This window comes from Sporichthya polymorpha DSM 43042 (assembly GCF_000384115.1).
GTDB classification, from domain to species: Bacteria; Actinomycetota; Actinomycetes; order Sporichthyales; family Sporichthyaceae; genus Sporichthya; species Sporichthya polymorpha.
Genome location: NZ_KB913029.1, coordinates 2,743,263 through 2,769,708 on the forward strand (window position 1 = coordinate 2,743,263; position 26,446 = coordinate 2,769,708).

At 70.2% G+C, this 26,446-nt stretch carries 25 protein-coding genes; 21 read left to right on the top strand and 4 right to left on the bottom strand.

Annotated elements, in window-relative coordinates; translation table 11 throughout:
- Positions 1-9: 9 nt before the first annotated feature.
- Genes SPOPO_RS34825 through SPOPO_RS0113455 form a run of 3 tightly spaced genes read right to left on the bottom strand, consistent with a single transcriptional unit; the run spans position 10 to position 2,530 of the window.
- Positions 10-630 carry a TetR/AcrR family transcriptional regulator gene (locus tag SPOPO_RS34825; protein WP_028984757.1) on the bottom strand — a complete coding sequence of 207 codons (621 nt, stop codon included), beginning with the start codon at positions 628-630 and terminating at the stop codon, positions 10-12.
- A complete protein-coding gene (locus SPOPO_RS0113450; protein ID WP_028984758.1) occupies positions 627-1,286 on the bottom strand; it encodes a TetR/AcrR family transcriptional regulator in 660 nt (219 codons plus the stop codon). Before SPOPO_RS0113450 ends, SPOPO_RS34825 begins: the two co-directional genes overlap by 4 nt.
- Positions 1,283-2,530 carry an isochorismate synthase gene (locus tag SPOPO_RS0113455; RefSeq protein WP_028984759.1) on the bottom strand — a complete coding sequence of 416 codons (1,248 nt, stop codon included), beginning with the start codon at positions 2,528-2,530 and terminating at the stop codon, positions 1,283-1,285. The genes SPOPO_RS0113450 and SPOPO_RS0113455 overlap by 4 nt, the downstream gene beginning before the upstream one ends.
- Positions 2,531-2,669: 139 nt before the next feature.
- Here SPOPO_RS0113455 and SPOPO_RS0113460 point away from each other — a divergent pair, with 139 nt between their 5' ends.
- The 3 genes from SPOPO_RS0113460 to SPOPO_RS32845 all read left to right on the top strand — a co-directional run bounded on the left by SPOPO_RS0113460 (position 2,670) and on the right by SPOPO_RS32845 (position 6,650).
- Positions 2,670-3,365: a demethylmenaquinone methyltransferase gene (locus SPOPO_RS0113460; RefSeq protein WP_028984760.1), complete on the top strand. Its 696-nt coding sequence runs from the start codon at positions 2,670-2,672 to the stop codon at positions 3,363-3,365.
- Positions 3,366-3,400: 35 nt separating this feature from the next.
- Complete coding sequence (locus SPOPO_RS32840) at positions 3,401-4,624, top strand: PucR family transcriptional regulator (RefSeq protein WP_019875341.1); 1,224 nt, start codon at positions 3,401-3,403, stop codon at positions 4,622-4,624.
- 181 nt (positions 4,625-4,805) lie between these two features.
- On the top strand, positions 4,806-6,650 hold the full coding sequence (locus tag SPOPO_RS32845) for a fatty acid desaturase (protein ID WP_019875342.1): 1,845 nt from the start codon (positions 4,806-4,808) through the stop codon (positions 6,648-6,650).
- A gap of 72 nt (positions 6,651-6,722) precedes the next feature.
- On the opposite strand, the gene SPOPO_RS0113475 is transcribed toward SPOPO_RS32845, so the two are convergent.
- Positions 6,723-7,376, bottom strand: coding sequence for a dihydrofolate reductase family protein (locus tag SPOPO_RS0113475; RefSeq protein WP_019875345.1), 654 nt, complete (start codon positions 7,374-7,376; stop codon positions 6,723-6,725).
- A 68-nt stretch (positions 7,377-7,444) separates the two neighbouring features.
- Between SPOPO_RS0113475 and SPOPO_RS0113480 the strand changes: the two genes are divergently transcribed.
- The 18 genes from SPOPO_RS0113480 (at position 7,445) to SPOPO_RS0113565 (ending at position 26,276) form a co-directional block, all read left to right on the top strand.
- Entirely contained in the window at positions 7,445-7,645 is a 201-nt protein-coding gene (locus tag SPOPO_RS0113480) for a hypothetical protein (protein WP_019875346.1), read from the top strand.
- A gap of 29 nt (positions 7,646-7,674) precedes the next feature.
- Complete coding sequence (locus tag SPOPO_RS0113485) at positions 7,675-8,169, top strand: Clp protease N-terminal domain-containing protein (RefSeq protein WP_019875347.1); 495 nt, start codon at positions 7,675-7,677, stop codon at positions 8,167-8,169.
- Positions 8,170-8,333: 164 nt separating this feature from the next.
- Complete coding sequence (locus SPOPO_RS0113490) at positions 8,334-9,608, top strand: geranylgeranyl reductase family protein (RefSeq protein ID WP_019875348.1); 1,275 nt, start codon at positions 8,334-8,336, stop codon at positions 9,606-9,608.
- A gap of 51 nt (positions 9,609-9,659) precedes the next feature.
- Positions 9,660-10,028 carry an NADH-quinone oxidoreductase subunit A gene (locus tag SPOPO_RS0113495; protein ID WP_019875349.1) on the top strand — a complete coding sequence of 123 codons (369 nt, stop codon included), beginning with the start codon at positions 9,660-9,662 and terminating at the stop codon, positions 10,026-10,028.
- A 70-nt stretch (positions 10,029-10,098) separates the two neighbouring features.
- Positions 10,099-10,653, top strand: a complete 555-nt coding sequence (locus SPOPO_RS0113500) for a NuoB/complex I 20 kDa subunit family protein (RefSeq protein WP_019875350.1) — start codon at positions 10,099-10,101, stop codon at positions 10,651-10,653.
- Positions 10,650-11,381 carry an NADH-quinone oxidoreductase subunit C gene (locus SPOPO_RS0113505; protein ID WP_019875351.1) on the top strand — a complete coding sequence of 244 codons (732 nt, stop codon included), beginning with the start codon at positions 10,650-10,652 and terminating at the stop codon, positions 11,379-11,381. Before SPOPO_RS0113500 ends, SPOPO_RS0113505 begins: the two co-directional genes overlap by 4 nt.
- Positions 11,381-12,742 carry an NADH-quinone oxidoreductase subunit D gene (locus SPOPO_RS0113510; protein ID WP_019875352.1) on the top strand — a complete coding sequence of 454 codons (1,362 nt, stop codon included), beginning with the start codon at positions 11,381-11,383 and terminating at the stop codon, positions 12,740-12,742. Before SPOPO_RS0113505 ends, SPOPO_RS0113510 begins: the two co-directional genes overlap by 1 nt.
- On the top strand, positions 12,739-13,398 hold the full coding sequence (gene nuoE / locus SPOPO_RS0113515) for an NADH-quinone oxidoreductase subunit NuoE (protein WP_033385034.1): 660 nt from the start codon (positions 12,739-12,741) through the stop codon (positions 13,396-13,398). Before SPOPO_RS0113510 ends, nuoE begins: the two co-directional genes overlap by 4 nt.
- Positions 13,395-14,693: an NADH-quinone oxidoreductase subunit NuoF gene (nuoF, locus tag SPOPO_RS0113520; RefSeq protein WP_028984765.1), complete on the top strand. Its 1,299-nt coding sequence runs from the start codon at positions 13,395-13,397 to the stop codon at positions 14,691-14,693. Before nuoE ends, nuoF begins: the two co-directional genes overlap by 4 nt.
- The gene (locus SPOPO_RS0113525) at positions 14,690-17,131 is read left to right on the top strand and encodes an NADH-quinone oxidoreductase subunit G (RefSeq protein WP_019875356.1); all 2,442 of its coding nucleotides are present in this window, start codon (positions 14,690-14,692) and stop codon (positions 17,129-17,131) included. Before nuoF ends, SPOPO_RS0113525 begins: the two co-directional genes overlap by 4 nt.
- A gap of 89 nt (positions 17,132-17,220) precedes the next feature.
- A complete protein-coding gene (gene nuoH, locus SPOPO_RS0113530; RefSeq protein ID WP_051098573.1) occupies positions 17,221-18,474 on the top strand; it encodes an NADH-quinone oxidoreductase subunit NuoH in 1,254 nt (417 codons plus the stop codon).
- Entirely contained in the window at positions 18,467-19,042 is a 576-nt protein-coding gene (gene nuoI / locus SPOPO_RS29500) for an NADH-quinone oxidoreductase subunit NuoI (RefSeq protein WP_033385035.1), read from the top strand. The genes nuoH and nuoI overlap by 8 nt, the downstream gene beginning before the upstream one ends.
- Positions 19,039-19,848: an NADH-quinone oxidoreductase subunit J gene (locus SPOPO_RS29505; RefSeq protein ID WP_019875359.1), complete on the top strand. Its 810-nt coding sequence runs from the start codon at positions 19,039-19,041 to the stop codon at positions 19,846-19,848. Before nuoI ends, SPOPO_RS29505 begins: the two co-directional genes overlap by 4 nt.
- Entirely contained in the window at positions 19,845-20,144 is a 300-nt protein-coding gene (gene nuoK / locus SPOPO_RS0113545) for an NADH-quinone oxidoreductase subunit NuoK (protein WP_019875360.1), read from the top strand. Before SPOPO_RS29505 ends, nuoK begins: the two co-directional genes overlap by 4 nt.
- Positions 20,145-20,153: 9 nt before the next feature.
- Positions 20,154-22,082, top strand: coding sequence for an NADH-quinone oxidoreductase subunit L (nuoL, locus tag SPOPO_RS0113550; RefSeq protein ID WP_019875361.1), 1,929 nt, complete (start codon positions 20,154-20,156; stop codon positions 22,080-22,082).
- Complete coding sequence (locus tag SPOPO_RS0113555; protein WP_019875362.1) at positions 22,082-23,671, top strand: NADH-quinone oxidoreductase subunit M; 1,590 nt, start codon at positions 22,082-22,084, stop codon at positions 23,669-23,671. The genes nuoL and SPOPO_RS0113555 overlap by 1 nt, the downstream gene beginning before the upstream one ends.
- Positions 23,668-25,242 carry an NADH-quinone oxidoreductase subunit NuoN gene (gene nuoN / locus SPOPO_RS0113560; protein ID WP_019875363.1) on the top strand — a complete coding sequence of 525 codons (1,575 nt, stop codon included), beginning with the start codon at positions 23,668-23,670 and terminating at the stop codon, positions 25,240-25,242. The genes SPOPO_RS0113555 and nuoN overlap by 4 nt, the downstream gene beginning before the upstream one ends.
- Before the next feature lie 35 nt (positions 25,243-25,277).
- Positions 25,278-26,276, top strand: a complete 999-nt coding sequence (locus tag SPOPO_RS0113565; RefSeq protein ID WP_019875364.1) for a polyprenyl synthetase family protein — start codon at positions 25,278-25,280, stop codon at positions 26,274-26,276.
- Positions 26,277-26,446 lie beyond the last annotated feature (170 nt).

Genomic DNA, 26,446 nt, shown 5'->3' on the forward strand with positions numbered 1-26,446 from the left:
CCGGGCAGCCTAGCCAGCCCCGTAGATCGCGCTCTCGATGGTCGCCCCCAGGGCAGCGTTGACATCGAGCAGCAGATGCGGGTTCTCGGCATCGGCCCCGGCCTCGTACCAGGCGCGTTCCAGGGTCCAGACGAGCGCGCTGCCCAGCGTGGCCGCGGGCACATCGAGCGAGGAGGCCGCGTCCCGATGGGTGTCCTCGATCAGCTTGGTCACGGCGGCCGCGAGCCGACGTTGCGCCCCGAGATGAACCTCGCGAATGGCGGCGTGCCGGGGCCACTCCTCGATCGCCGTCCGGAAGACGGCCGCGTCCGCCGGCGTGAAGTTCAGCCACGTCGCGATTGCCTCGCGCAGCGCGGGCGGCCGTCGCGTCGCATCGTTGGCGAACAGGGTCTCGAACGCCGGCACACCCCGCGCGTAGACCTGGTCCAGCAGCGCGGCGAAGGCGTCCTCCTTGCTCGCGTAGTAGAAGTAGAACGTCCCGCGCGAGACCTTCGCCGCCTTCAGGATCTCGGCGATCCGCAGCTCGTCGAGCGTCGCCTCCTGGAGCAGCTGCGCGAGGACGTCGAGGATCTCCTGCCGGAACGCGCCGGCGCTCGCCCCGACCGGGGCGTTGGGAGATTCCTTGGTCACGACGTCACCACCGGGCCGCGGGGATCGCCGTAGATGGCGGCCATGCAGATCGCGACGGTCGCGTCGAGGCGCTGCGCCGCGGTGCGGAGCTTGGGATCGGTCCCGGTCGAACCGACGTAGAAGATGCGCTCGGCCGCGGAGATCAGCATCGCCGCGATGACCGGGGCGGCCAGGCCCGAGCCCGCGCGGCCGGCGGTGCGCTGCTGCTCGATCTGGGTGGTGAGGGTCTGCCGGAACGGCTCGGACACCGCCGACCAGACCTTCGCGAGGTCCGGCACCGCGTGCTGGTTCTCCAGCACCGCCGAGATCACGGCGCGGTGCTCGAACCACAGCTCCATCGCGGGGCGCAGACTGGCGCGCAACGCGGCGGCCGGGTCGGTCCACTCCGCCTCGAGTTCGGTGTGGGTCTCGGCGAACATGTCCTCGAAGATCGTCGTCATCAGCGCCGTGACGACGTCGTGCTTCGACGAGAAGTAGTGGTAGAAGCTCGCCCGCGAGAGCTCGGCCTCGGCGATGATCTGCGCGACCGAGATCTCGTGCAGCGGCGTGGTGGCCAGCAGCTTCTCGGTCGCGGCGAAGATCGCCTTCTCGACCGCCTGGTCCCCGGTGTGCGCGCGCGGTCGCCGACGCGGGGGAGGCGCGGCGGTGGGCTTCACCCCTCCAGCACCTCGCGCACGGCGACGAACTTCGCCTGCGCCTCGGCGAACTCCGACTCGGGGTCGGAGCCGGCGACGATGCCGCACCCGGCGAACAGACGCAGCCGCGCACCGTCGACCTCGGCGCACCGCAGCGCGATGCCCCACTCGCCGTCGCCGCGGGCGTCCATCCAGCCGACGGGGCCGGCGTAGCGGCCGCGGTCCATGCCCTCGAGTTGGGCGATCGCGCGGCCGGCCCGGCCGGTCGGGGTCCCGCACACCGCCGCGGTGGGGTGCAGCAGCCCGGCGAGGCTGAGGGCGTCGGTCGGGGTGCCGTTGAGGCTGGCGCGGGTGCGCAGGGTCCCGGTCACCTCGCTGGCCAGGTGCGAGACGTTCGCGAGCTCCATCACGCTCGGCTGCTGGGGAACGCGCAGCTCGGTGCAGTAGGGAGCGATCGCGTCGAAGGCCGACCGCACCGCGTACTCGTGCTCCTCGCGGTCCTTGTCCGAGGCCAGCAGTCGGGCGGCGGCGTCGGCCGCCCACGCCGTTCCGGCCAGGACGCGGGAGACGACGTGATCGCCCTCGCGCCGCACCAGCAGCTCGGGGGTCGCGCCGACCAGCCCGTCGACGGAGAACGTGTAGCAGGCGGGGAAGCGCTGGTTCAGGCGGCGCACCAGGTGGCGGACGTCGACGGGGGCGTCGGCGCGCGCGATCAGGTCGCGGGCCAGGACGACCTTCGACAGCTGCCCGGCGCGGATGCGCTCGACCGCGGTCGCCACCGCTCGGCGCCACTCGTCCGCGTCCAGCGCGCCGTCGGTGAACTCGACGTTCTGCGGACCGGACGCGGCGGGGACCGGACGGTCCAGCTCCGGCTCGCCGCTGCCGATCACGGTCAGCCAGCTGCGGCCGTCGCGGCGGCCGAGCACGACCTGCGGGACGACGAGCACGGACGAGGTCGGACCGTCGGCGAAGGTGAAGCTACCGAAGGCGACCGGCCCGGTGCCCGGCAGCTGCACCTGGTCGGAGACGACCGCGTCGAGGTGCAGGGCGCGCCACCACTCCACCGCCGAGGCGAACCGGTCGGGACCGGAGACCACCAGACGGGTCGCCTCGCCCCAGCCGATCAGGCCCTCGCCGTCGTGCACCCAGGCGAGCGGCCGGCCGGGTGGGACGAGATCCACCAGCGCCGCGGTCGCCCGCGGGTCGGACGTGTTCAGCTCGACCGTGCGGACCACCAGCGGCTCGAGGGAGGTCGCAGTGGTCAACGGACGCCCCCCTCTGCGCGAGTGTCTGAACACGGTGTCGACGGCGCTCCAGCCTACGCGGGGGCCGTCCGCGGGGGTGGTGCCAGGTCAGTGAGGTTGCTCGCCCGTCGTGTTGGCAGGATGAGCCCGTGACGTGCGCATGAGCAGAGCCGCCCTGGACAAGAAGCCGGCCGAGGTGCAGGCGATGTTCGACGGCGTCGCGCGCCGGTACGACCTGACCAACGACGTCCTCTCCCTCGGCCAGGACCGGCGCTGGCGGAAGGCCGTGACGACGGCGGTCGACGCCCGCCCCGGCGACAAGGTCCTCGACCTCGCGGCCGGCACCGGGACCTCCTCGCTCCCGTTCACCGAGGCCGGCGCGCTCGCGGTCCCGTGCGACTTCTCCCTGGGGATGCTGCGCGTCGGCAAGGCCCGGCTGCCGCACCTGAACTTCACCGCCGGCGACGCGATGCGGCTGCCGTTCGCGGACGGCGTCTTCGACGCGGTGACGATCTCCTTCGGCCTGCGCAACGTCGCGGACCCCGCCGTCGCCCTCGCGGAGATGCTGCGCGTCACCCGCCCGGGCGGCCGTCTCGTGGTCTGCGAGTTCTCGCACCCGACCTGGGCGCCGTTCCGCACCGTCTACACCGAGTACCTGATGAAGGCGCTGCCGGCGATCGCCCGTCGCGTGGCGACGAACCCGGACGCCTACGTCTACCTCGCCGAGTCGATCCGGGCCTGGCCCGACCAGCGCGAGCTCGCCGGGGTGATCGGCAAGGCGGGCTGGGAACGCGTCGGGTGGCGGAACCTCTCGGGCGGCATCGTGACCCTGCACCGGGCCCGCCGGGCCGGCTGAACTTCCGACCGACGACTCCCGAGCCGGGGCGCGCGATGAGCTACGACGACGACCAGGTCGCGGAGTGCCTGCGCAAGACCGCCCTGGAGGTGCTCCCGCTCGCCAACGGCATCTCCGAGGTCGTGCTCGGCCGGATCCTGGAGAAGGTCCCGGCGCTCGCCCCGCAGCACACGCCGGAGGAGATCGAGGTCCTCCGCGTCGCGGTCGAACAGAACGTCGGCGGCATCCTCGCGATGCTGGCGTTCGGCATCGAGGCCGACCTGATCGAGCCGCTCGTCGGCACCGTCGCCCTGCTCCGCCAGACCGCGGCCGAGGGCGGGGACGTCACCACCGTCCTGCGCGGGTACCGGGTCGGGCACGCCCGGCTGTGGCAGGCGTGGGCCGAGGAGGTCGAGGCCCGGGTGGCGGATCCGGCGCTGCAGAACCGGGTGCTCGCGTCGTCGTCCAACAACATGTTCGCCTTCATCGACAGCGCCTGCGAGCGGCTCGTCGAGCTCAGCCGGGAGCTGTTCGGCTCGCTGCCCGGCGGGGGTCGGCCCTCGGGGCGGGACATCCTCGACCTGCTCCGCAGCGACGAGCCCGCCGACCTGGTCGAGGCGAGCCGCGGGCTCGGGTACGAGGTGCGCGACCACCACGTCGCCCTCGCGGCCGTCCCGTTGCGGCCGGACGCGGACGCCCGTGCCGCCGTCCGCCAGCTCGCCGAGGCCGCGCCGGGCTGCGCGCTGCTGACCCGGGCGATCGGCGACGGCTCGTGGTGGGCTTGGCTGGGCTGGCCGGCGCCGCCGGGGGAGGACGTCCTCGACGCCCTGACGCGGCTCGACGTGCGGGACGTCCTGGTCGGCGTGGGGGAGCCGGGCCAGGGCCGGGAGGGCTTCCGCCGCTCCCACGAGCAGGCGGTCGAGGCCGAGCGGACGTCGCGCACCGCCCGATCCCCGTTCGGCGGGGTCGTCCGGCACCGGGACATCGAGGTCGCCGCGGTGCTGTGCGCGGACCCGGAGCGGGCGCGCCGGTTCGCCGCCGAACGGCTGGGCGCGCTCGCCCGGCGTGACGAGGCGACCTCCCGGCTGCGGGCGACGGTCCGCGCGTACCTGGCCAACGGGCGCAACCTCGCCCGCACCGCCGAGGCGCTGCACGTCCATCACAAGACGGTCAGCTACCGGCTAACCCGCGCCTCGGAGCTGGTCGGCCGGAGCCTGGTCGACACCCCGTACGACCTGGAGGCCGCGCTGATCATCGACCGCACGCTGAGCGGGGAGTAGCGCACAGCTTTATCCGGGACGGATAATCGAACTGGCGTTATCCCCATCGGGGCACGGTTCTTGTCCGTTCGGGGCGATTCGGGGCCCGGTGGGCTATCGGCCGGGCACCTTGTCCGGGTTCGTCGGCCCCGACAGGCTGACTCCAGGCTCAGCGCAGCAGCTTCGTCCCGGGAGCGTTCGCATGACGATCACCGCCAACCCCTCCGTCCGTCAGGTCCTCGCGCAGGTCGTGCGCGACCCCGACTACGAGGCCATCGCCCACCGCCCCACGTGGCAGTGGCCGCACCTCGCGCTGACCGCCGGGTCCTGGGCGCTGTTCGTCGGGAGCACGTGGGCCTACCTCGCCGGCAACCTGCCGCTGATCGCGATGCTCCTGCTGAACCAACTGGCGTTCTACGCGTGCTTCACCCCGCTGCACGACGCGGTCCACAACGCGGCGTCCGGGAACCAGCGGGTGAACGACTGGATCGGCACGATCTCCGGGACGCTGCTGCTTCCCGGCGTCACGACCGCCGAGTACCGCGTTCTGCACATGGAGCACCACCGGTGGGTGGGGGACCGGCAGCGCGACCCCGACCACTGGTTCGTCCACGCACCGAAGCCGCTGCTGCCGGTCGTCTTCGCCGGCCCGGAGTGGGTCTGGACGTACTGGTGGCTGCGCAAGCTGTGGCCGACGCACAGCCTGAAGGAGAACCTGAAGTTCGTCCGTCTGCTCGTCATCTACGTCGGCATGCACGTCGGGTTCCTGGCGTCGCCGTATTGGAAGGAATTCCTCCTCTGCTGGCTGATCCCGCACTGGATGGCTTTTCTCGTGCTGGTCTACGTGTTCGCGCACATCCAGCACCCGGAGGAGTCGACCTGGCAGGTCGCGCCGTTCCAGTCCACGGTCGAGCTGCGCGGGACGAAGGCGGGCAAGGTCTACTGGCTCGGGCAGACCGACCACTGCATCCACCACGCGCTGCCCCATGTGCCGTTCCACAAGTACCACCGGGTCTGGGACCTGTCGGAGGGGATCCTGCGCAAGCAGGGCATTCCGGAACGAGGCCTGTTCCGCGGCCCGGAGCCGTTCGAGATCCCGCGGCGGGCCTACGACACGACGGTCGCGGCCCGGGTGGTCGCGGCCCGGGACGTCGCCCCCAGCGTGCGGACCTTCGAGCTCGAGGGCGTCGACGGCGACCTGCCGGCGTTCACCCCCGGCGCGCACGTCGACGTGCACCTGCCGTCCGGGCGCGTGCGTCAGTACTCGCTGTGCGGACCGGTCGGTCCGCGGTACCGGATCGCCGTCAAGGCCCTGCCCGACGGCCGCGGCGGTTCGCTCGAGGTGCACGAGACCCTGACGGTCGGTTCGGTCGTCACGGTCTCTGCGCCGCGCAACAACTTCGCCCTCGTCGAGGCGCAGCGGTACGACCTGATCGCGGCCGGCATCGGCATCACCCCGATGCTGTCGTTCGCCCACCACCTGCACGCCGAGGGCAAGCAGTTCACGCTGCATGTGTGCGCATCCGACGAGGCGTCAGTTCCGTTCGGCGCCGAGCTGTCGGCGCTGCCGTTCGCGGACGCGATCGAGCTGCACGTCCCCGGCCGGCAATTCAGCCTGGAGCGCTCGGTCGGCCGCTGGGCCGGCGTCTCCGCGATCTACGTCTGCGGCCCGGCCGGGTTCATGGACATGGTCGGCGAGGAGGCGGCCCGGCTCGACTACCCGATCGACGCCGTCCACCGTGAGTCCTTCACCGCCGCCGTGATCGACCTGACCGACACCAAGCCGTTCGAGGTCGTCCTCGCCCGCAGTGGCCGGACGTTCACGGTCCCGGCCGAGCGCCAGTGCCTCGACGTCCTCCTCGAGCACGACGTCGACGTCCCGTGGTCCTGCTCGCAGGGCGTCTGCGGCTCCTGCGTCACCCCGGTCCTCGAGGGCGAGGTCGAGCACCGCGACGCCGTCCTGAACGCCGAGGTGAAGGCCTCGAACTGCGCGATGACGATCTGCGTCTCCCGCGCCAAGGGGGATCGCGTCGTCCTCGACCTCTGACCCCCCGGATGTCAAGAAAGGGTGACACCCCTTACTGCGCAGTAAGGGGTGTCACCCCTTCTTTTCCACAGATCAGCGGCGGCTGAAGACCAGGTGGGTGACGCCGCTGGGGGAGGGCGTGGCCTCGACGGCGAAGCGTTCGTCCAGGCCCTCGAGGCCGTCCCAGAGTCGCTGACCGCGGCCGAGGACGATCGGGACCTGGACGAGGTGCATCCAGTCGACGAGGTCGGCGGCGAGGAAGTCGCGGAGCATGCTCACCCCGCCGCCGATGCGGACGTCGAGGCCGCCGGCGGCCTCCTGGGCGAGCTTGAGCGCCTCGGCCGGCGTGGCGTCGACGAAGTGGAAGGTCGTCCCGCCCTCCATCTCCAGCGGCGGGCGCGGGTGGTGGGTCAGCACGAACACCGGGGTGTGGAACGGCGGGTTCTCTCCCCACCAGCCCCGCCACTCGTCCTCCGCGCCCAGGTCGGTCCACGGGCCGGTCTGGGGGCCGAACTTGCCGCGGCCCATGATCTCGGCCCCGATCCCGGGGCTGTGGCGCTCGGCGAAGGCGTTGTCGACGCCCTGAGTGCCCTCGGCCCGGCCCACGATCGCCGCCCCGAACCGGGTCGCGATCATCCATTCGTGCAGGCGGTGGCCCGCAGAACCGAAGGGTGCGTCGAACGTCAGCCCCTCCCCGGTACCGAAGCCGTCGAGGGAGATCGAGAAATTGTGAACCCGCGTGGTCATGCCGCGATCCTGCCGTCCGTCAACCTTGGTTGACAAGAGTGCGCTGTGTCAACTACGGTTGACCGACGATGGTCGAGAAGGTGCCGGACCCCGGCGATCCGGCTCAGGCGCTGCCGGCGGTCGTCGCGCTCCGCCGGTTGGCTGACCGGCTGGAGGCGGCGGCGGTCCAGTCGGCGATCGACCAGGGCTGGAGCTGGGTGCAGATCGCCGAGGCGCTCGGCGTCACCAAGCAGGCGGTGCACAAGAAGTACGCGCGGCGCGTCCACTGACGTGTGCCGATCCGACCGGAGGGGACCGCATGTTCGGCAAGTTGCGTCGTGCCAAGGCTGACCTGACGTTGATGAATCACCTGCTCCCGGCCGCCGAGCGGGACGCGCAGGCTGAGGGTGTCGACCGACCCGGCGCCGAGCACCTCGTGCTCGCGGCGCTGGACCTGCCGGACGGTCGGGCAGCCGCGGCGCTGCGCGCCGTCGGCGTCAGCGCCGAGGACCTGCGCGGCGCGATTCGGGCCGAGCACGCGGAGGCAGTCGCCGGCGTGGGCCTCGACGTCGACGAGAACGCGATCGACGCCGCCCTGCCGCCCCCGGGGTCGCCGCGCGGCCCCTATCGCTCCGCGGGGTCGTTGCAGACGGTGTTCCAGCGTGCGGTCGCCCTGGCGAAGGCCGACCGGTCCCCGCTGTGCAGCGGCTTCGTCCTCCGCGCCGCGCTCGAGGGCGAACGCGGCACCCTGGCCGGCGCCCTCGAGCGTCTCGGGGTCGACCGCGCCGCTCTGCTCACCGGGCTCCCGGGGTAGTCGCCGGCGCCTGCCGGGCGCTGTCGGGCGCACTCCGCGGACGCAATAGACTCTGCACCGCACGCAATCGTGAAGACGTTCACAAGCGTGCGTAGTACGACCCCGGGCGCTGCGCGTGACCGATGTGCGGTCACCCCGGGGCAGCCAGGCAGGAGACGACTCGCATGAGCGCGCAATCAAGCACGGATCGAGACGCCGACGTTCTCGTCATCGGCGCCGGTCCCGCCGGGGCCACGGCGGCGTTCCACCTCGCGCAGTCGGGTCTGTCGACGCTCGTGCTGGAGAAGACGCAGTTCCCCCGCGAGAAGGTCTGCGGCGACGGTCTGACCCCGCGCGCGGTGAAGCAGCTGCTCGCGATGGGTGTGCCGACCGACACCGAGGGCTGGCTCAAGCACAAGGGTCTGCGGATCGTCGGCGGCGGCCACACGCTCGAGCTGCCCTGGCCCGAGCTGGGCTCCTACCCCGACTACGGCTTGATCCGTACGCGAATGGACTTCGACGAGACGCTCGCCCGGCACGCCCAGAAGGCGGGCGCCCGGCTGCTGGAGCAGACCAACGTCACCGGCCCGGTCTTCGACAAGAACAACCGCGTCGCCGGTGTCGTCGCCAAGCAGGCCGACCGCAGTGAGGTCACCTACAAGGCCCCGATCGTGCTGGTCTGCGACGGCAACTCGTCGCGCTTCTCGCTCGAGCTCGGCCTGCACAAGCGCGAGGACCGCCCGATGGGCGTCGCGGTGCGCACCTACTACAAGAGCCCGCGTCACAACGAGGACTGGCTGGAGTCCTGGCTCGAGCTGTGGGACACGTCCCGCGGCGAGCGCAAACTTCTGCCGGGCTACGGCTGGATCTTCCCGGTGGGCGACGGCACCTGCAACATCGGCCTCGGGGTCCTGAACAACTCCTGCGCGTTCGGCAAGACCGACTACCGCGCGATGCTCAAGGCCTGGATGGCGTCCTGCCCGCCGGAGTGGGGCTTCACCGAAGAGAACCGCACCGGTCAGATCCTCGGTGCCGCGCTGCCGATGGGCTTCAACCGGCAGCCGCACTACACCCGCGGCGCGCTGCTCGTGGGTGACGCCGGCGGCATGGTGAACCCGTTCAACGGCGAGGGCATCGCCTACGCGATGGAGTCCGGTGCGATGGCCGCCGAGGTCGTCGTGCAGGCCCTCGGCCGGACCGGGGCTCAGCGCGAGCGCGTCCTCGAGACGTACCCTTCGGCCCTGCAGGACGCCTGGGGCGGCTACTACACGCTCGGCCGGGTCTTCGTGAAGATGATCGGCAACCCCCAGTTCATGTCGTTCGCGACGAAGCACGGCCTGCCCCGGCCGGCGCTGATGCGGTTCACGTTGAAGCTGCTGGCCAACCTGACCGACCCCAAGGGTGGCGACGCGTCGGACCGGGTCATCAACGCCCTGTCCAAGCTCGCGCCCAGCGCCTGAGTTCGCAGTACTGACCGCCCGCACGTACTAGTCCAGGAAGGAGACGGCGAGATGGACGGCAACGTCTACATCCCGATCGCGGTACTGGCCGCGCTCGGCTTCGGCTTCGCCGCGTTCTCCGTCGTCATGGGCGCGCTCACCGGCCCGCGGCGTTACAACCGCGCCAAGCTCGACGCCTACGAGTGCGGCATCGACCCGACCCCGCAGCCGATCGGCGGCGGCCGGTTCTCGGTGAAGTACTACACGATCGCGATGCTCTTCATCATCTTCGACATCGAGATCATCTTCTTGTACCCGTGGGCCGTCTCGTTCGACTCGTTCGGCATCGCGATCCTCGTCGAAATGATGCTGTTCATGGTCACGGTCTTCATCCCACTGGTCTACGTCTGGAGGCGCGGCGGCCTGGACTGGAACACCTGAGTTCGGCCGTCCGCCACCGGGACCTGCTGCGGGTCCCGTTGAACCACACCGCCCGAGAAGGAGTCGACGCATGGGGATCGAAGAAAAGCTCCCCAGCGGGTTTCTGCTGAGCACGGTCGAAGGTCTGGCCGGGTACATGCGGAAGAGCTCGCTGTGGCCGGCGACCTTCGGCCTCGCCTGCTGCGCCATCGAGATGATGGCCACCGGGACGGGTCGTTACGACATCGCGCGGTTCGGCATGGAGGCGTTCCGCGCCTCGCCGCGCCAGGCCGACCTGATGATCGTCGCCGGTCGCGTGACGCAGAAGATGGCGCCGGTCGTCCGCCAGGTCTGGGACCAGATGCCCAACCCGAAGTGGTGCATCGCCATGGGTGTGTGCGCCAGCTCCGGCGGCATGTTCAACAACTACGCGGTCGTCCAGGGCGTCGACCACATCGTGCCGGTCGACATCTACCTGCCGGGCTGCCCGCCGCGGCCGGAGATGCTGCTCGACGCGATCCTCAAGCTGCACGAGCAAGTCGGCTCGACAAAGCTCGGCGCGCACGCCGCCCGCGAGAACGCGGAGCTCGAGGCCGCCGCCCTGCAGGCGCTCCCGACGTCGGAGATGAAGGGCCTCCTGCGGTGACGGACGACTTCGGCAAGGCCGTCGAGCACCCGGCCCACACCCAGCCCGAGAACCCCCCGTCGGGGCCGGGCCAGGTCATCGGCGTCCGCAAGGGCATGTTCGGCTCGCGCGGCTCCGGCGACACCTCCGGCTACGGCGGTCTGGTCCGCCCGATCACGATGCCGGGCGCGGTCTCGGCGCCCTACGGCGGCTGGTTCGACGACGCCGCCGACGCGCTGCGCCGTGCACTGCTGGTCTCCGGCTCGAGCTGGGAGGAGGCCGTCGAGGCCGTCGTCGTGCACCGCGGCGAGCTGACGCTCCACATCCGGCGCGATGCGATCCTCCAGGTCTGCCAGGTGCTGCGCGACGACCCGGCGCTGCGCTACGAGATGTTCTCCGGTGTCTCGGGCGTGCACTACCCCGAGCAGACCGGGCGCGAGCTGCACGCGGTCTACCACCTGCTCTCGATCACGCACAACCGGCGGCTGCGCCTCGAGGTGTCGGTGCCCGACGCCGACCCGCACATCCCGTCGGTGTACTCGGTCTACCCCACCTGTGACTGGCACGAGCGCGAGACCTACGACTTCTTCGGGATCATCTTCGACGGCCACCCGGCGCTGACGCGGATCATGATGCCGGACGACTGGCCCGGTCACCCGCAGCGCAAGGACTACCCGCTCGGTGGCATTCCCGTGGAGTACAAGGGCGCCACCATCCCGCCGCCCGACCAGCGGAGGTCGTACAGCTGATGAGTGATCAGACCCAGACTTCAACTTCGGCCTCGAGTGACGCCTACGCCTCGGCGTCCGACACCACCGAGGGCAAGGTCTTCCACGTCAGCGGTGGCGACTGGGACAGCCTCATCTCCGAGCTCGGCGAGGCTCCCGAGGAGCGCATCGTCGTCAACATGGGTCCGCAGCACCCGTCGACGCACGGCGTGCTCCGGCTCATCCTCGAGCTCGAGGGCGAGACCGTCACCGACGTGCGCTGCGGCATCGGGTACCTGCACACCGGTATCGAGAAGAACACCGAGTACCGGACCTTCACCCAGGGCGTCACGTTCGTGACGCGCATGGACTACCTCTCGCCGATCTTCAACGAGACGGTCTACTGCCTCGCGGTCGAGAAGCTGCTCGGCATCACGGACGACGTGCCCGAGCGGGCCAACGTGATCCGCGTGCTGATGATGGAGCTCAACCGCATCTCCTCGCACCTGGTCGCCATCGGCACCGGCGGCATGGAGCTCGGCGCGATCACCGGCATGATGTTCGGCTTCCGTGAGCGCGAGATGGTCCTCGACATCTTCGAGGAGATCTCTGGCCTCCGGATGAACATGGCCTACGTCCGCCCCGGCGGCGTGATCCAGGACGTGCCGGACACGGCGATCGCGAAGATCAAGGAACTGATCGAGGTCTGGCCCTCGCGGCACAAGGACTACGTCAAGCTCCTCAACGGTCAGCCGATCTGGAAGGGCCGGACCGTCGGCGTCGGGTACCTCGATCTGACGGGCTGTATGGCTCTCGGCGTCACCGGTCCGATCCTCCGGGCCACGGGCCTCCCGCACGACCTGCGCAAGTCGCAGCCGTACTGCGGGTACGAGACCTATGACTTCGACGTCGTCACCGGCGAGAACTGCGACGCCTACGACCGCTACATCATCCGGCTCAACGAGATGGGCGAGTCGATCAAGATCATCGCCCAGTGCGTGGAGCGGCTGGAGAAGCAGCCGGGCCCGGTGATGGTCGCCGACAAGAAGATCGCGTGGCCGGCGCAGCTCGCGCTCGGCGGCGACGGCATGGGCAACTCGCTCGAGCACATCAAGAAGATCATGGGCGAGTCGATGGAATCCCTCATCCACCACTTCAAGCTGGTGACCGAGGGCTTCCGCGTGCCGGCCGGCCAGGTCTACACCGCGATCGAGTCCCCGCGCGGTGAGCTCGCCTGCCACATGGTGTCCGACGGGGGCACCAAGCCCTGGCGCGTGCACTTCCGCGACCCGGGCTTCGTGAACCTGCAGTCCACCGCGGCGATGAGCAACGGGAGCCTGGTGGCCGACGTCATCGCTGCGGTCGCGTCGATCGACCCCGTCATGGGTGGAGTGGACCGTTGAGTCTGTCTGAGAAGACGCGCGAGGACATGCGCGCGATCATCGCCCGGTACCCGGAGCCTCGGTCGGCCCTGCTGCCGATGCTGCACCTGTGCCAGGCGGAGGAGGGCTACGTCAGCCCCGAGGGCGTCGCGATGTGCGCCGAGGAGCTCGGTCTCACCGTCGCCGAGGTCGGCGCGGTCGCGACGTTCTACACGATGTACAAGCGCCGCCCGATCGGTGACTACCACGTCGGCGTCTGCACGAACACGCTCTGCGCGGTCATGGGCGGCGACGCCATCTTCTCCGCGCTCAAGGAGCACCTCGGCGTGGGCAACGACGAGACCACCGGCGACGGCAAGGTCACGCTCGAGCACATCGAGTGCAACGCGGCCTGCGACTACGCGCCGGTGATGACGGTCAACTGGGAGTTCTTCGACAACCAGACGATCACCTCCGCGAAGGAGCTCGTCGACAAGCTGCGTCGCGGCGACCCGGTCGCCCCCACGCGCGGCGCCAACCGCGTCTGCACGTGGAAGGAGGCCTCGCGGGTGCTCGCGGGCTTCCCCGACGGTCGCGCCGACGAAGGCGTCTCCGCCGGCCCCGCCTCGCTGCTGGGGCTGAAGTACGCCAAGGAACGCGGCGACCGCGCACCCGCCATGCCGGACGGGGGGATCTGAGCATGCTGACGCCGGTTCTGTCGGCCCACTGGGACGACGCCGACTCCTGGACGATGGCGGGCTACGAGCGCCGGGGCGGCTACGCGGCCGCGCGCACGGCGCTGCAGCTGCAGCCCGACGCCCTGATCACGCTCGTGAAGGACTCCGGCCTCCGCGGTCGCGGCGGCGCCGGGTTCCCCACCGGCATGAAGTGGTCCTTCATCCCCCAGGGGGACAACAAGCCGCACTACCTCGTCGTCAACGCGGACGAGTCCGAGCCGGGCACGTGCAAGGACATCCCGCTGATGATGGCCAACCCGCACGTGCTCGTGGAGGGCGTGATCATCGCGTCCTACGCGATCCGCGCGACCCACGCGTTCATCTACATCCGCGGTGAGGTCCTGCACGTCATCCGCCGGGTGCAGAAGGCCGTGCAGGAGGCCTACGCCAAGGGCTACGCCGGCAAGAACATCTTCGGCTCCGGCTACGACATCGAGATCGTCGTGCACGCCGGCGCCGGCGCCTACATCTGCGGCGAGGAGACGGCGCTGCTCGACTCGCTCGAGGGCCGTCGTGGCCAGCCGCGGCTGCGGCCGCCGTTCCCCGCGGTCGCGGGGCTGTACGGCTGCCCGACCGTCATCAACAACGTCGAGTCGATCGCGTCGGTGCCGTCGATCGTGCTCGGCGGGGCGTCCTGGTTCCAGTCGATGGGGACCGAGAAGAGCAAGGGCTACACGCTCTACTCGCTCTCCGGCCATGTCGCGAACCCCGGCCAGCTCGAGGCACCCCTCGGCGTGACGCTGCGGGAGCTGCTGGACCTGGCCGGCGGCATGCGGGCCGGGCACAAGTTGAAGTTCTGGACGCCCGGCGGCTCGTCGACCCCGCTGCTCACCGACGCCCACCTCGACGTCCCGCTGGACTACGAGGGTGTCGCCGGCGCCGGGTCGATGCTCGGCACCAAGGCGCTGCAGATCTTCGACGAGACGACCTGCGTGGTGCGTGCCGTGCTGCGCTGGACCGAGTTCTACGCGCACGAGTCCTGCGGCAAGTGCACGCCGTGCCGTGAGGGCACCTACTGGCTCGTCCGCCTGCTCAAGCGGTGGGAGGCCGGCCAGGGGAGCCCGGAGGAGATCGACCAGCTGCTCGACATCTCCGACAACATCCTCGGCCGTTCGTTCTGCGCGCTGGGCGACGGTGCTACCAGCCCGATCACCTCCTCCATCGAGTACTTCCGGGACGAGTACCTGGCTCACCTGCAGGGTGGCTGTCCGTTCGACCCGGTTGCGTCGACTTTGTTCGCGGGAGCTCCGGCATGACCGTCACCGTTCCGCCGTCCGGCAACCCGGGCGGCGAGCTCGCCAAGCCCGTCGACCTCGTGACGCTGACGATCGACGGCATCGAGGTCAGCGTTCCCAAGGGCTCGCTGATCATCCGGGCCGCCGAGCAGATCGGCATCCAGATCCCGCGGTTCTGCGACCACCCGCTGCTCGACCCGGTCGGTGCCTGCCGCCAGTGCCTGGTCGAGGTCGAGGGCCAGCGCAAGCCGCTCGCGTCCTGCACCACCACCGTCGCGGACGGGATGGTCGTGCAGACCCAGCTCACCTCCCCGGTCGCCGACAAGGCGCAGCAGGGCGTGATGGAGCTGCTGCTGATCAACCACCCGCTCGACTGCCCGGTCTGCGACAAGGGCGGCGAGTGCCCGCTGCAGAACCAGGCGATGTCGAACGGCCGCGCCGACTCCCGATTCACGGAGCAGAAGCGGACGTTCCCGAAGCCGGTGAACATCTCCGCGCAGGTGCTGCTCGACCGCGAGCGCTGCGTCCTGTGCGCCCGGTGCACCCGTTTCTCCAAGCAGATCGCGGGCGACCCGTTCATCGACATGTTCGAGCGTGGCGCTCTGCAGCAGGTCTCGATCTACGAGAACGCCCCGTTCGAGTCGTACTTCTCGGGCAACACGATCCAGATCTGCCCGGTCGGCGCGCTCACCTCGGCCGCCTATCGGTTCCGGTCGCGTCCGTTCGACCTGGTCTCGACGCCGAGCGTGTGCGAGCACTGCTCCGGCGGTTGTGCGCTGCGCACCGACCACCGGCGCGGCAAGGTCCTGCGTCGCCTCGCGGCGGAGGACCCCGAGGTCAACGAGGAGTGGAACTGCGACAAGGGTCGGTTCGCGTTCACCTACGCGACCCGTCCTGACCGTCTGTCCACCCCGCTGATCCGCGACACCGACGGGGAACTCAAGCCGGCCTCCTGGCGCGAGGCGCTCGCCCTCGTCGCCGAGCGGCTGGAGAACGACCGCGGCCGGGCGGCTGTTCTGACCGGTGGTCGGCTCACGCTCGAGGACAACTACGCGTACGCCAAGTTCGCGCGGGTCTGCCTCGACACCAACGACATCGACTTCCGCTCCCGCGGCCACTCGGCCGAGGAGGCGGACTTCCTCGCGACGCACGTCGCCGGCAAGGGTCTGTTCGCCGGGACCCCGAACGCCGTGACGTTCGGTGCGATCGAGGCCGCGCCCGCCGTCCTGCTCGTCGGCCTGGAGGCCGAGGAGGAGGCCGCGAGCATCTTCCTGCGGCTGCGCAAGGCGCACCTGGCGCGGCGGATGCCGATCTTCTCGATCGCCCCGTTCGCCTCCAACGGTCTCGCGAAGGCCGGCGGCCGGTTGCTGCCGACCGTGCCCGGCGGCGAGGCCGCGGTGCTGGACTCGCTCGGCTCCGGCGGGGAGGTCGCCGACCTGCTCCGGCAGCCGGGCGCCGTGATCCTCGCCGGCGAGCGCCTCGCGGTCGCACCGGGCGCGCTGTCCGCGGTGGCCCGCCTTGCGTCCTCAACCGGGGCACGCGTCGCCTGGATCCCGCGCCGGGCCGGTGACCGCGCTGCGGTCGAGGCCGGTGCGCTGCCCACGCTGCTGCCGGGTGGCCGTCCGGTCGCCGACCCCGAGGCTCGCGCCCAGGTGGCGGCGGCGTGGGGCGTCGAGTCCCTGCCGAGCCTGGCCGGTCGCGACACCGCCGGGATCCTCGCCGCGATCTCCGCGCACCAGATCAGCTCGCTGGTCGTGGCCGGCGTCGACGCCGACGACCTGCCCGACCCGTCCAACGCGCTGATCGCGTTCAGCCTCGTCGACTTCCTCGTCTCCATCGAGGTCCGCGCGAGCGAGGTCACCGAGCGCGCCCACGTGGTCTTCCCGGTCCCGCCGGTCGCGGAGAAGTCCGGGACGTTCCTGAACTGGGAGGGCCGCATGCGGTCCTTCGCGCAGGCGCTGCAGGGTGCGTCCCCGATGACGGACCTGCGGGTGCTCGAAGCGATCGCGGACGAGATGGACCGCTCGCTCGGACTGCGCGACGGCGCGGCGGCGCGGGACGAGCTCGCGGCCCTCGGCCGGTGGAGCGGCCCGGTCGCGGCGTCGAACGTCCCCGCCCCGAACGCTCCGGCGCCGCGGCTCGGCGAGGCCGTGCTGGCGAGCTGGAACCTGCTGCTCGACCTCGGTCGCATGCAGGACGGCGAGCCGCACCTGGCCCGCACGGCCCGCAAGCCGGTCGTCCGGCTCTCCGCCGCCACGGCGGAGGAGATCGGCGCCTCCGACGGCGGCCTGGTCGTCGTCACCACCGACCGCGGCACGGTCACGCTGCCGCTGACGGTCACCGACATGCCGGACCGGGTGGTCTGGCTGCCGATGAAGTCCCCGGGCAGCGCGGTCCGCCGCGATCTCGGGGTCGACGCCGGCGCCGTCGTCCGCATTCACGCGGGAGGTTCCCTGTGACGGGGCTTCAGTTCGCGCAGCAGGACGTCCTGCTCGCCGACGCGGACGGCTCGCACCTTGCGCAGTTCGGCCACGACGTGTGGTGGATCATGCTCATCAAGTGCGTGGCCATCTTCGCGTTCCTCATGGTCATCACGCTGTTCAACATCGTCTTCGAGCGGCGCGCGGTGTCCTGGATGCAGCAACGCGTCGGCCCGAACCGCGTGGGCCCGAACGGCTCGCTGCAGTCGCTGGCCGACGGCATCAAGCTGATGCTGAAGGAGGACATCATCCCGAAGGCGGCCGACAAGGCCGTGTTCGTGATCGCGCCGGTCATCTCGGCGACGGGTGCGTTCCTCGCCTTCGCGGTGATCCCGATCGGCCCCGAGGTGTCGATCTTCGGTGAGAAGACCGTCCTGCAGGTGACGGACACCCCGATCGCCGTCCTGTTCATCCTCGCCGCGTCCAGCGCCGCGATCTACGGCATCGTCCTCGCCGGCTGGTCCTCGGGCTCGACCTACCCGCTGCTCGGTGGTCTGCGCTCGACCGCGCAGATGATCAGCTACGAGCTCGCGATGGCGCTCTCGTTCGTCGGCGTCTTCCTCTACGCGGGCTCGATGTCGACGTCGGAGATCGTCGCCGCGCAGTCCGACCTCTGGTACGGCATCGCGCTGCTGCCGTCGTTCATCGTCTTCGTCATCGCGATGGTCGGTGAGACCAACCGCCCGCCGTTCGACCTCCCCGAGGCCGAGGGTGAGCTGGTCGGTGGTTTCCACACCGAGTACAGCTCGATCAAGTTCGCGCTGTTCTTCCTGGGTGAGTACATCGCGCTGACCACGGTTTCCGCGCTCGCGGTCACGCTGTTCCTCGGCGGCTGGCAGGCGCCGTGGCCGCTCGGCGGTCCGATCTGGCCGGGTGCCAACGAGAACTGGTGGCCGGTGCTGTGGTTCATGGGCAAGCTGCTGTGCTTCATCTTCCTGTTCATCTGGCTGCGCGGCACGCTGCCCCGGATGCGCTACGACCAGTTCATGGCGCTGGGGTGGAAGGTGCTCATCCCGGTCTCCATCGGCTGGATCCTGCTGATCGCGACGATCCAGGCGCTGCGCAACGAGGGCCACGACGTCCAGAACATCGTGCTGGTCGCGGCCGGAGTGCTGGCGGCGCTGCTGCTGCTCACGTGGGTCTGGGAAGTGGTGCGGGCCAAGCCCGAGGAGGACGAACCCGAGCCGGTGGCCGAGTTCGATCCCTTCGCCGGGGGTTACCCCGTTCCGCCGATGCCGGGTCAGGTTCCGGTGACAACCAGCGGCGCCGGCCTGCGGTCGAGTACCGGCTTCGAGCCGGAAAGGGGCGAGCTCGATGGCTAAGTTGACCGATGCCCTCGCCGGGTTCGCCGTCACCTTCGGAGCGATGTTCCGGAAGAAGACGACGGAGTTCTACCCGGAGCAGGTGAAGGGTAAGGAGGGCGGACCCCGCATCTCCCCGCGCTTCCACGGGCGCCACCAGCTGAACCGCCACCCGGACGGGCTGGAGAAGTGCGTCGGCTGCGAGCTGTGCGCATGGGCCTGCCCGGCGGACGCGATCTACGTCGAGGGCGCCGACAACGACGACCTCGCCGGCGAGCGCTTCTCGCCGGGGGAGCGGTACGGCCGCGTCTACCAGATCAACTACCTGCGCTGCATCTTCTGCGGCCTGTGCATCGAGGCCTGCCCGACGCGTGCGCTGACCATGACGACGGAGTTCGAGCTCGCCGACTCCAGCCGCGAGAGCCTGATCTTCACCAAGCAGGAACTGCTCGCGCCGTTGCTGGAGGGGATGGTCGACGCTCCGCACCCGATGTACCCGGGCACGACGGAGCAGGACTACTACGCCGGCAAGGTCACCGGTGCGGATCCCTCCCTGTTCCGTCCGCGCGAGGAGGGGTCGGCGCAGTGAACAGCACCTCCACGGGCGAGGCCGTCCTCTTCTGGATCCTCGCTCCCATCACCGTGTTCGCCGCGTTGGCGATCGTCGCCTCCAGGAAGGCCGTGCACTCGGCCCTCTGGATGGCGATGGTCATGGTCAACCTGGCGATGTTCTTCGCCGTGCAGGCCGCTCCGTTCCTCGCGGTCGCCCAGGTGGTCGTGTACACCGGTGCGGTCATGATGCTGTTCCTCTTCGTCCTGATGCTGGTCGGCGTCGACTCGTCCGACTCGCTCGTCGAGACGTTGAAGGGCCAGCGCATCGCTGCGGTGCTCGCAGGCCTCGGCTTCGGCATCCTCCTGATCGCCGGGTTCGCCAACGCCGACGTCGGCGGGTTCGTCGGCCTCGAGGCCGCGAACAACGCGCGCGGCGGGAACGTCGAGGGCCTCGCGGAGCTGATCTTCACCCGCTACGTCTTCGCCTTCGAGGTCGTCGGCGCGCTGCTCATCACCGCCGCGCTCGGCGCGATGGTGCTGGCGCACCGCGAGCAGATCGGCCAGAAGCTGACACAGAGGGAGCGCTCGATCCAGCGCTTCAAGGAAGGCGGCATCGTCACCCAGCTGCCGCCGCCCGGTGTCTACGCCCGCAGCAACGCGGTCGACATGCCGGCGCTGCTGCCGGACGGCACGCCGTCGGACCTGTCGGTGTCGACCACGCTGCGCGAGCGCGGCGACATGCGCACCCCGGACGAGGTCGTCACGCCGGAGGAACTTCTCGCGGGTGAGGACGTGGAAGAGTCCCGCACGGCACGGCCGCTGGGGAGAGGCGGTACGGAGTGAACCCGGCGAACTACCTCTACCTCTCGGCGCTGCTGTTCACCATCGGCGCCGCCGGGGTTCTGACGCGGCGTAACGCGATCATCGTGTTCATGTGCGTCGAGCTCATGCTCAACGCCGCGAACCTCGCCTTCGTCACCTTCGCCCGCCAGCACGGAACGCTGGAGGGCCAGGTGATCGCGCTGTTCGTGATGGTCGTTGCGGCGGCCGAGGTCGTGGTCGGCCTCGCGATCATCGTGACGATGCAGCGGACGCGCCGCTCCGCCTCCGTCGACGACGCGAACCTCCTGAAGTACTAGGGGCCCGAGATGATCTACACGTCCGAGGGCGCCGAGCACGTCCAAGAACTTCAGCAGGTCGCCGACGCGACCGGCGTCTTCAACCTGACCTGGGTGCTGATCGCGCTGCCGCTGTTCGGTGCGCTGGTCCTGCTCTGCGGGGGCAGGCGCACCGACTCCTGGGGCCACCTGCTCGGGTGCGCCACCGTGTTCGGCTCGTTCGTCATCGGCTTCATCCAGTTCCTGACCCTGCTGGGCAAGGACTCGAACGAGCGCGGCTACAACCAGCACCTGTACGACTGGATCGACACCGGGGCCCTTCAGCTCGGCGTCGGGCTGCAGGTCGACCAGCTGTCGATCTGCTTCGTCCTGCTGATCACCTTCGTCGGCTTCCTGATCCACGTGTACTCGGTCGAGTACATGGCGCACGACGCGCGCCGCCGGCGGTTCTTCGGCTACCTGAACCTGTTCGTCGCGGCGATGCTGCTGCTGGTCCTCGCCGACTCCTACCTGATGCTGTTCGTCGGGTGGGAAGGCGTCGGTCTCGCGTCGTACCTGCTGATCGGGTTCTGGCAGCACGTGCCGGACTACGCGACGGCGGCCAAGAAGGCCTTCGTCATGAACCGCGTCGGTGACATCGGCCTGCTGGTCGCGATGTTCCTCATGTTCGACCAGTTCGGTTCGCTGGCCTTCGACGAGGTCTTCGAGGCGGTGCCGGGCGCGAGCGACGGTTGGGTCACCGCGATCGGCCTGATGCTGCTGCTCGGCGCGGTCGGCAAGTCGGCGCAGTTCCCGTTGCAGGCCTGGCTGCTCGACGCCATGGCCGGCCCGACGCCGGTCTCCGCGCTGATCCACGCCGCGACCATGGTCACCGCGGGCGTGTACCTGATCGTGCGGTCGGCGCCGGTCTACAACCTGTCCGACACCGCGCAGCTGGTGGTCGCCCTCGTCGGTGCGATCACGCTGCTGATGGGCGCGATCATCGGTACCGCGAAGGACGACATCAAGAAGGCGCTCGCCGCCTCGACGATGAGTCAGATCGGGTACATGGTCCTCGCCGCGGGCCTCGGCCCGGCGGGCTACGCGTTCGCGATCTTCCACCTGCTGACCCACGGCTTCTTCAAGGCCGGACTGTTCCTCTCGGCCGGGTCGGTCATGCACGGCATGAACGACGACACCGACATGCGCAGGTACGGCGCGCTCAGATCGGCGATGCCGATCACCTATGCGTGCTTCGGCCTGGGCTTCCTGGCGATCATCGGCGTCCCGCCGTTCGCCGGGTTCTGGTCGAAGGACAAGATCATCGAGGCCGCGTTCGCGGACAACGTCGGGCTCGGGATCTGCGCTCTGCTCGGCGCCGCGATCACCGCGTTCTACATGTCCCGCGTCATGCTGATGACGTTCTTCGGCGACAAGCGCTGGGACGACGACGTGCACCCGCACGAGTCGCCGAAGCTGATGACGGTGCCGCTGATCGTGCTCGCCGGCGGTGCCGTCCTCGGTGGTCTGCTGCTGATCAACGACGGCATCGTCACCTGGCTCGCGCCGGTCGTCGGCGAGGAGCACCACGAGCTGCCGCTGCCGGTCCTCGCCTACACGGGCATGACGCTGACCGCGGTCATCCTCGGGTTCGCGCTCGCGTACTCGATGTACGCGGCACGTGAGGTTCCCAAGACCCAGCCCGTCGGTGGCGTCCTCGTCAACGCCGCCCGGTCGGACCTGTACCAGGACGCGATCAACGAGACCGTCCTCATGCGTCCCGGCCAGTGGGTCACCCGGTTCCTGGTCTGGCTCGACAACCGCGGCCTCGACAACGTCGTCAACGGCATCGCGGCCCTGCTCGGCGGTACGGCCGGGCGGGTCCGGCGGGTGCAGGCCGGTTACGTGCGCTCCTACGCCTTGACGATCTTCGGAGGCGCGGGCCTCGTCGTCCTCGGTGTTCTGGTGGTGAGGCTCTGATGGACGACTTCCCCTTCATGACCGTGGCGATGGTCGTCCCCCTCGTGGGTGCGGCGATCGCCGGTCTGACGCCCCGTTCGCAGGGCGAGCTCGCGCGGCGCGTCGCGCTGATCGCGTCGCTCGTGACGCTCGGCGTCGTCATCGTCGCGGCCTTCCAGTTCGACCCGGACGGGTCGCGCTACCAGATGGTCGAGAACCACAACTGGATCCCCGAGTTCGGCGTCAGCTACGCGCTCGGCGTCGACGGCATCGGCTTCACGATGGTGCTGCTCACCGCGGCCCTCATGCCGATCCTGCTGCTCGCCTCGTGGCGCGACCTGGACGAGGGCGAGCACGCGCAGACCGGCCCGGGCGGCGGCACCCCGCAGCTGTACGTGTCGATGATGCTCGTGCTCGAGGCGATGGCCATCGGTCAGTTCGCCGCCCTGGACGTGTTCCTCTTCTACGTCCTGTTCGAGGCGATGCTGATCCCGATGTACATCCTGATCGGGCGCTTCGGCGGCCCGCAGCGGCAGTACGCGGCGGTCAAGTTCCTGCTCTACAACCTGTTCGGCGGCCTGCTCATGCTGGTCGCGGTCGTGTGGATCAACTTCGCCGGCCCGGGTGGGGAGAAGGCCTACTACCTGCCGAACCTCATCGGCTACGACTTCGGCACCGAGACCGCCCGCTGGATGTTCCTCGGCTTCTTCGTCGCGTTCGCCATCAAGGCACCGCTGTGGCCGTTCCACACCTGGCTGCCCGACGCGATGGCCGAGGCGACGCCGTCCAACGGCGTGCTGCTCTCAGGCATCCTCGACAAGGTGGGCGTCTTCGCGATGCTGCACCTGTGCCTGCCGCTGTTCCCGGAGGCCGCGCGCTGGTTCGCGCCGACGATCGTCGTGCTCGCGCTGATCAGCATCCTGTACGGCGCGGTCGTTGCGATCGGTCAGGTCGACCTGAAGCGCCTGATCGCCTACGCGTCCGTGTCGCACTTCGGCTTCATCGTCCTGGGCATCTTCGTGATGACCAGTCAGGGCCAGACCGGCGCGACGCTGTACATGGTCAACCACGGCTTCGCGACCGCCGGCCTGCTGCTCGTCGCCGGCTTCCTGATGTCGCGTCGGGGCTCGCGCCTGATCTCGTCCTACGGCGGGGTGCAGAAGGTGGCGCCGGTCCTGGCCGGGACGTTCCTCTTCGCGGGTCTCGCGAACCTGTCGCTGCCCGGTCTCGCGCCGTTCGTCAGCGAGTTCATGGTCCTGCTCGGCACGTTCACGCGGTACCCGATCGCGGGCTACTTCGCGGTCCTGGGCGTCCTGCTCGCCGCGCTGTACGTCCTGATCGCCTACCAGCGGACAATGGCCGGTGAGCTCACCGAGGGCAACGAGGAGACTCCGGATCTGAAGACCCGTGAGTTGGTCGTCGTCACCCCGGTGATCGTCGTCATCCTCGCGCTCGGGTTCTTCCCGAAGCCGCTGCTCGATGTCATCGACCCGGCCGTCGACCGCAAGCTCGCCCAAGTCGAACGGGTCGACCCCGCACCGGAACACCCGGCCGGCACGCCGGCCTCGGTCGCGCACTCGGCGGCCGGTAGCGCAGAGGAGTCCAAGTGATCAGCCTGGCGGCGGCGGAGCCGCTCATCCCCGCCCCGAAGATCGAGTACTACCAGCTGTCGCCGATCCTCATCGTGTTCGCGGCGGGTGTGCTCGCGGTCGTCATCGAGGCGTTCGTGCCGCGGGCGCACCGTCGACTCCTGCAGATCGGGCTCTCCCTCACCGGTCTGATCGCCGCCTTCGTCGTGGTCTGCACGCTGACCGACGAGGCGCAGGAGAACGCTCGCGCCGTCCCGCAGCGCGCCGCCGCCGAAGGGTCGATCGCCGTCGACGGGATGACGCTGTTCCTGCAGGGCACGATCCTGCTGCTCGGCGTGATCGCGGTGCTGCTGCTGGCCGAGCGCCGCCTCGGCGGCGAGTTCGCCGCGTCGGCCGCGACCGTCCCGGGCTCGGCGGCGGAGAAGGAGGTCACGCGTCGCGGGTGGACGCAGACCGAGATCTACCCGCTGATGATGTTCTCGATCGGCGGCATGCTGATCTTCCCGGCGGCGAACGATCTGCTGCTGATGTTCGTCGCGCTCGAAGTCCTCTCGCTCCCGCTGTACCTGCTCTGCGGCCTGGCCCGTCGCCGACGCCTGCTCTCGCAGGAGGCCGCGCTCAAGTACTTCCTGCTCGGTGCATTCTCCTCCGCGTTCTTCCTCTACGGCATCGCGATGCTCTACGGCTACGCCGGGAGCGTCCGCCTGTCGGAGATCAACGCCGCGGTGTCCGGCAGCGAGTCCAACGACGCGCTGCTGCTCATCGGCATGGCCCTGCTCGCCGTCGGTCTGCTGTTCAAGGTCGGCGCCGTCCCGTTCCACGCGTGGACCCCGGACGTCTACCAGGGCGCCCCGACCCCGATCACGGCCTTCATGGCCGCCGCGACCAAGGTCGCCGCGTTCGGCGCCCTGCTGCGGGTGTTCTACGTCGGCCTCGGTGGCGCGAAGTGGGACTGGCACCCGATGTTCTGGGGCGTCGCGATCGCGACGATGCTCTTCGGCTCGCTGGTCGCGCTCGTCCAGACCGACGTCAAGCGCATGCTGGCGTACTCGTCGATCGCTCACGCGGGCTTCATCCTCGTGGGCCTGGTCGCGACCAACGCCGAGGGCCTGTCGGCGACGATGTTCTACCTGCTCGCCTACGGGTTCTCGACGATCGCGGCCTTCGCGATCGTGTCGCTGGTCCGGGACGGGACCGGCGAGGCGACCCACCTCTCGCAGTGGGCCGGCCTCGGTCGCCGCTCGCCGGTGGTGGGTGGTCTGTTCGCCCTGCTGTTGCTGGCCTTCGCCGGGATCCCGCTCACCAGCGGGTTCACCGCCAAGTTCGCGGTGTTCTCGGCGTCGGTCTCCGCGGGGGCGACCCCGCTGGTCGTCGTCGGCGTGCTCTCCTCCGCGATCGCCGCGTTCTTCTACATCCGGGTCATCGTGCTGATGTTCTTCTCCGCGCCGGTGACGGACGGTCCGCGGGTCGTCGTGCCCTCCACGACGACCGCGCTGGCGGTCTGGATCGGCGTGGCGGTTACGGTGTTCCTCGGCGTGGCGCCGCAGCCGGTCCTGGACCTCGCGGACAACGCGTCGTTCCTGATCAGCTAGTTCCTCGTTGCCGTAGCTCGCGGAAGAAGGCCGGCGTGTCCAACAGCCTGGGGCTGGATCTCGACCGGGTCGCCCCTGACCTGGTCGAGGACCTCCGTGCCGGCATGGACGCCGTCGAGGCCGCCCTCCGGGACGCGGTGAAGGGTGACTACCCCTTCGTCACCGAGACCTCGCGGCACCTCGTCGACGCGGGCGGCAAGCGGTTCCGGCCCTTGGTCGTGCTGCTGGCCGCCCAGTTCGGCGACCCGCACGCCGCGGGGATCGTCCCGTCGGCCGTCGTCTGCGAGCTGACCCACCTCGGGACGCTGTACCACGACGACGTCATGGACGAGGCTTCCATGCGCCGCGGGGCCGAGAGCGCGAACTCCCGGTGGGGGAACACGGTCGCGATCCTGACCGGGGACTTCCTGTTCGCCCGGGCCTCCGACCTCCTGGCCGACCTGGGCCCCGAGTGCGTCCGGATCCAGGCGCGGTGCTTCGAGCGCCTGTGCACCGGCCAGATCCGCGAGACCGTCGGCCCGGGCGAGAACGACGACCCGATGCAGCACTACCTCTCGGTCGTCGCGGACAAGACCGCCTCGCTGATCGCCACCTGCGCCCGGTTCGGCTCTCTGCTGGCGGGCGCCCCGGAGCCGATCGTCGACGAGCTCACCCGCTACGGCGAGCGCATCGGCGTCGCGTTCCAGCTCTCCGACGACCTGCTCGACATCACCTCGGAGTCCGAGGAGTCCGGCAAGACCCCGGGCACCGACCTCCGCGAGGGCGTCCCGACCCTGCCGATGCTCCACGTCCTCGCGTCCGACGACCCCGCCGACGCCCGGCTCCAGGAGCTGCTCCGCTCCGACCTCACCGACGACGCCCTCCACGCCGAGGCCCTCTCGCTCCTCCGCGCCAACCCCGCGATGGACCGCGCCCGCCAGGACCTCCAGCGCTGGGCCGACGACGCCCGCGCCACCCTCGCCCCCCTGCCCCCCGGCCCCGCCCGCGAGCTCCTCGAGTACCTCTGCGACGTCGTCGTCTCCCGCACCGGCTGATCCCCCGCCCCTGCCCGCCCCGCCGCCCCCCGCCCCGCTTCACCAGCCACCCCGACGTCTTCACCAGCTGAACCCTCGCTTCACCCGCCCGGCCGGGCCGGTGAAGATGGCCTCGGCTGGTGAAGCTGACTCGTCCACAGGGCGCACACCCCTGAAGTTGTCCACAGATC

Coding starts and splice junctions, on each gene's coding strand:
- SPOPO_RS32840 (WP_019875341.1), top strand. CDS start 3,401: ATGAGCTACGACGACGACCAGGTCGCGGAGTGCCTGCGCAAGACCGCC.
- nuoH (WP_051098573.1), top strand. CDS start 17,221: ATGCTCATCAAGTGCGTGGCCATCTTCGCGTTCCTCATGGTCATCACG.
- SPOPO_RS32845 (WP_019875342.1), top strand. CDS start 4,806: ATGACGATCACCGCCAACCCCTCCGTCCGTCAGGTCCTCGCGCAGGTC.
- SPOPO_RS0113555 (WP_019875362.1), top strand. CDS start 22,082: ATGGACGACTTCCCCTTCATGACCGTGGCGATGGTCGTCCCCCTCGTG.
- SPOPO_RS0113485 (WP_019875347.1), top strand. CDS start 7,675: ATGTTCGGCAAGTTGCGTCGTGCCAAGGCTGACCTGACGTTGATGAAT.
- SPOPO_RS0113495 (WP_019875349.1), top strand. CDS start 9,660: ATGGACGGCAACGTCTACATCCCGATCGCGGTACTGGCCGCGCTCGGC.
- SPOPO_RS0113475 (WP_019875345.1), bottom strand. CDS start 7,376: ATGACCACGCGGGTTCACAATTTCTCGATCTCCCTCGACGGCTTCGGT.
- SPOPO_RS0113510 (WP_019875352.1), top strand. CDS start 11,381: ATGAGTGATCAGACCCAGACTTCAACTTCGGCCTCGAGTGACGCCTAC.
- SPOPO_RS0113500 (WP_019875350.1), top strand. CDS start 10,099: ATGGGGATCGAAGAAAAGCTCCCCAGCGGGTTTCTGCTGAGCACGGTC.
- SPOPO_RS0113480 (WP_019875346.1), top strand. CDS start 7,445: ATGGTCGAGAAGGTGCCGGACCCCGGCGATCCGGCTCAGGCGCTGCCG.
- nuoI (WP_033385035.1), top strand. CDS start 18,467: ATGGCTAAGTTGACCGATGCCCTCGCCGGGTTCGCCGTCACCTTCGGA.
- SPOPO_RS0113460 (WP_028984760.1), top strand. CDS start 2,670: ATGAGCAGAGCCGCCCTGGACAAGAAGCCGGCCGAGGTGCAGGCGATG.
- nuoL (WP_019875361.1), top strand. CDS start 20,154: ATGATCTACACGTCCGAGGGCGCCGAGCACGTCCAAGAACTTCAGCAG.
- SPOPO_RS0113490 (WP_019875348.1), top strand. CDS start 8,334: ATGAGCGCGCAATCAAGCACGGATCGAGACGCCGACGTTCTCGTCATC.
- SPOPO_RS0113525 (WP_019875356.1), top strand. CDS start 14,690: ATGACCGTCACCGTTCCGCCGTCCGGCAACCCGGGCGGCGAGCTCGCC.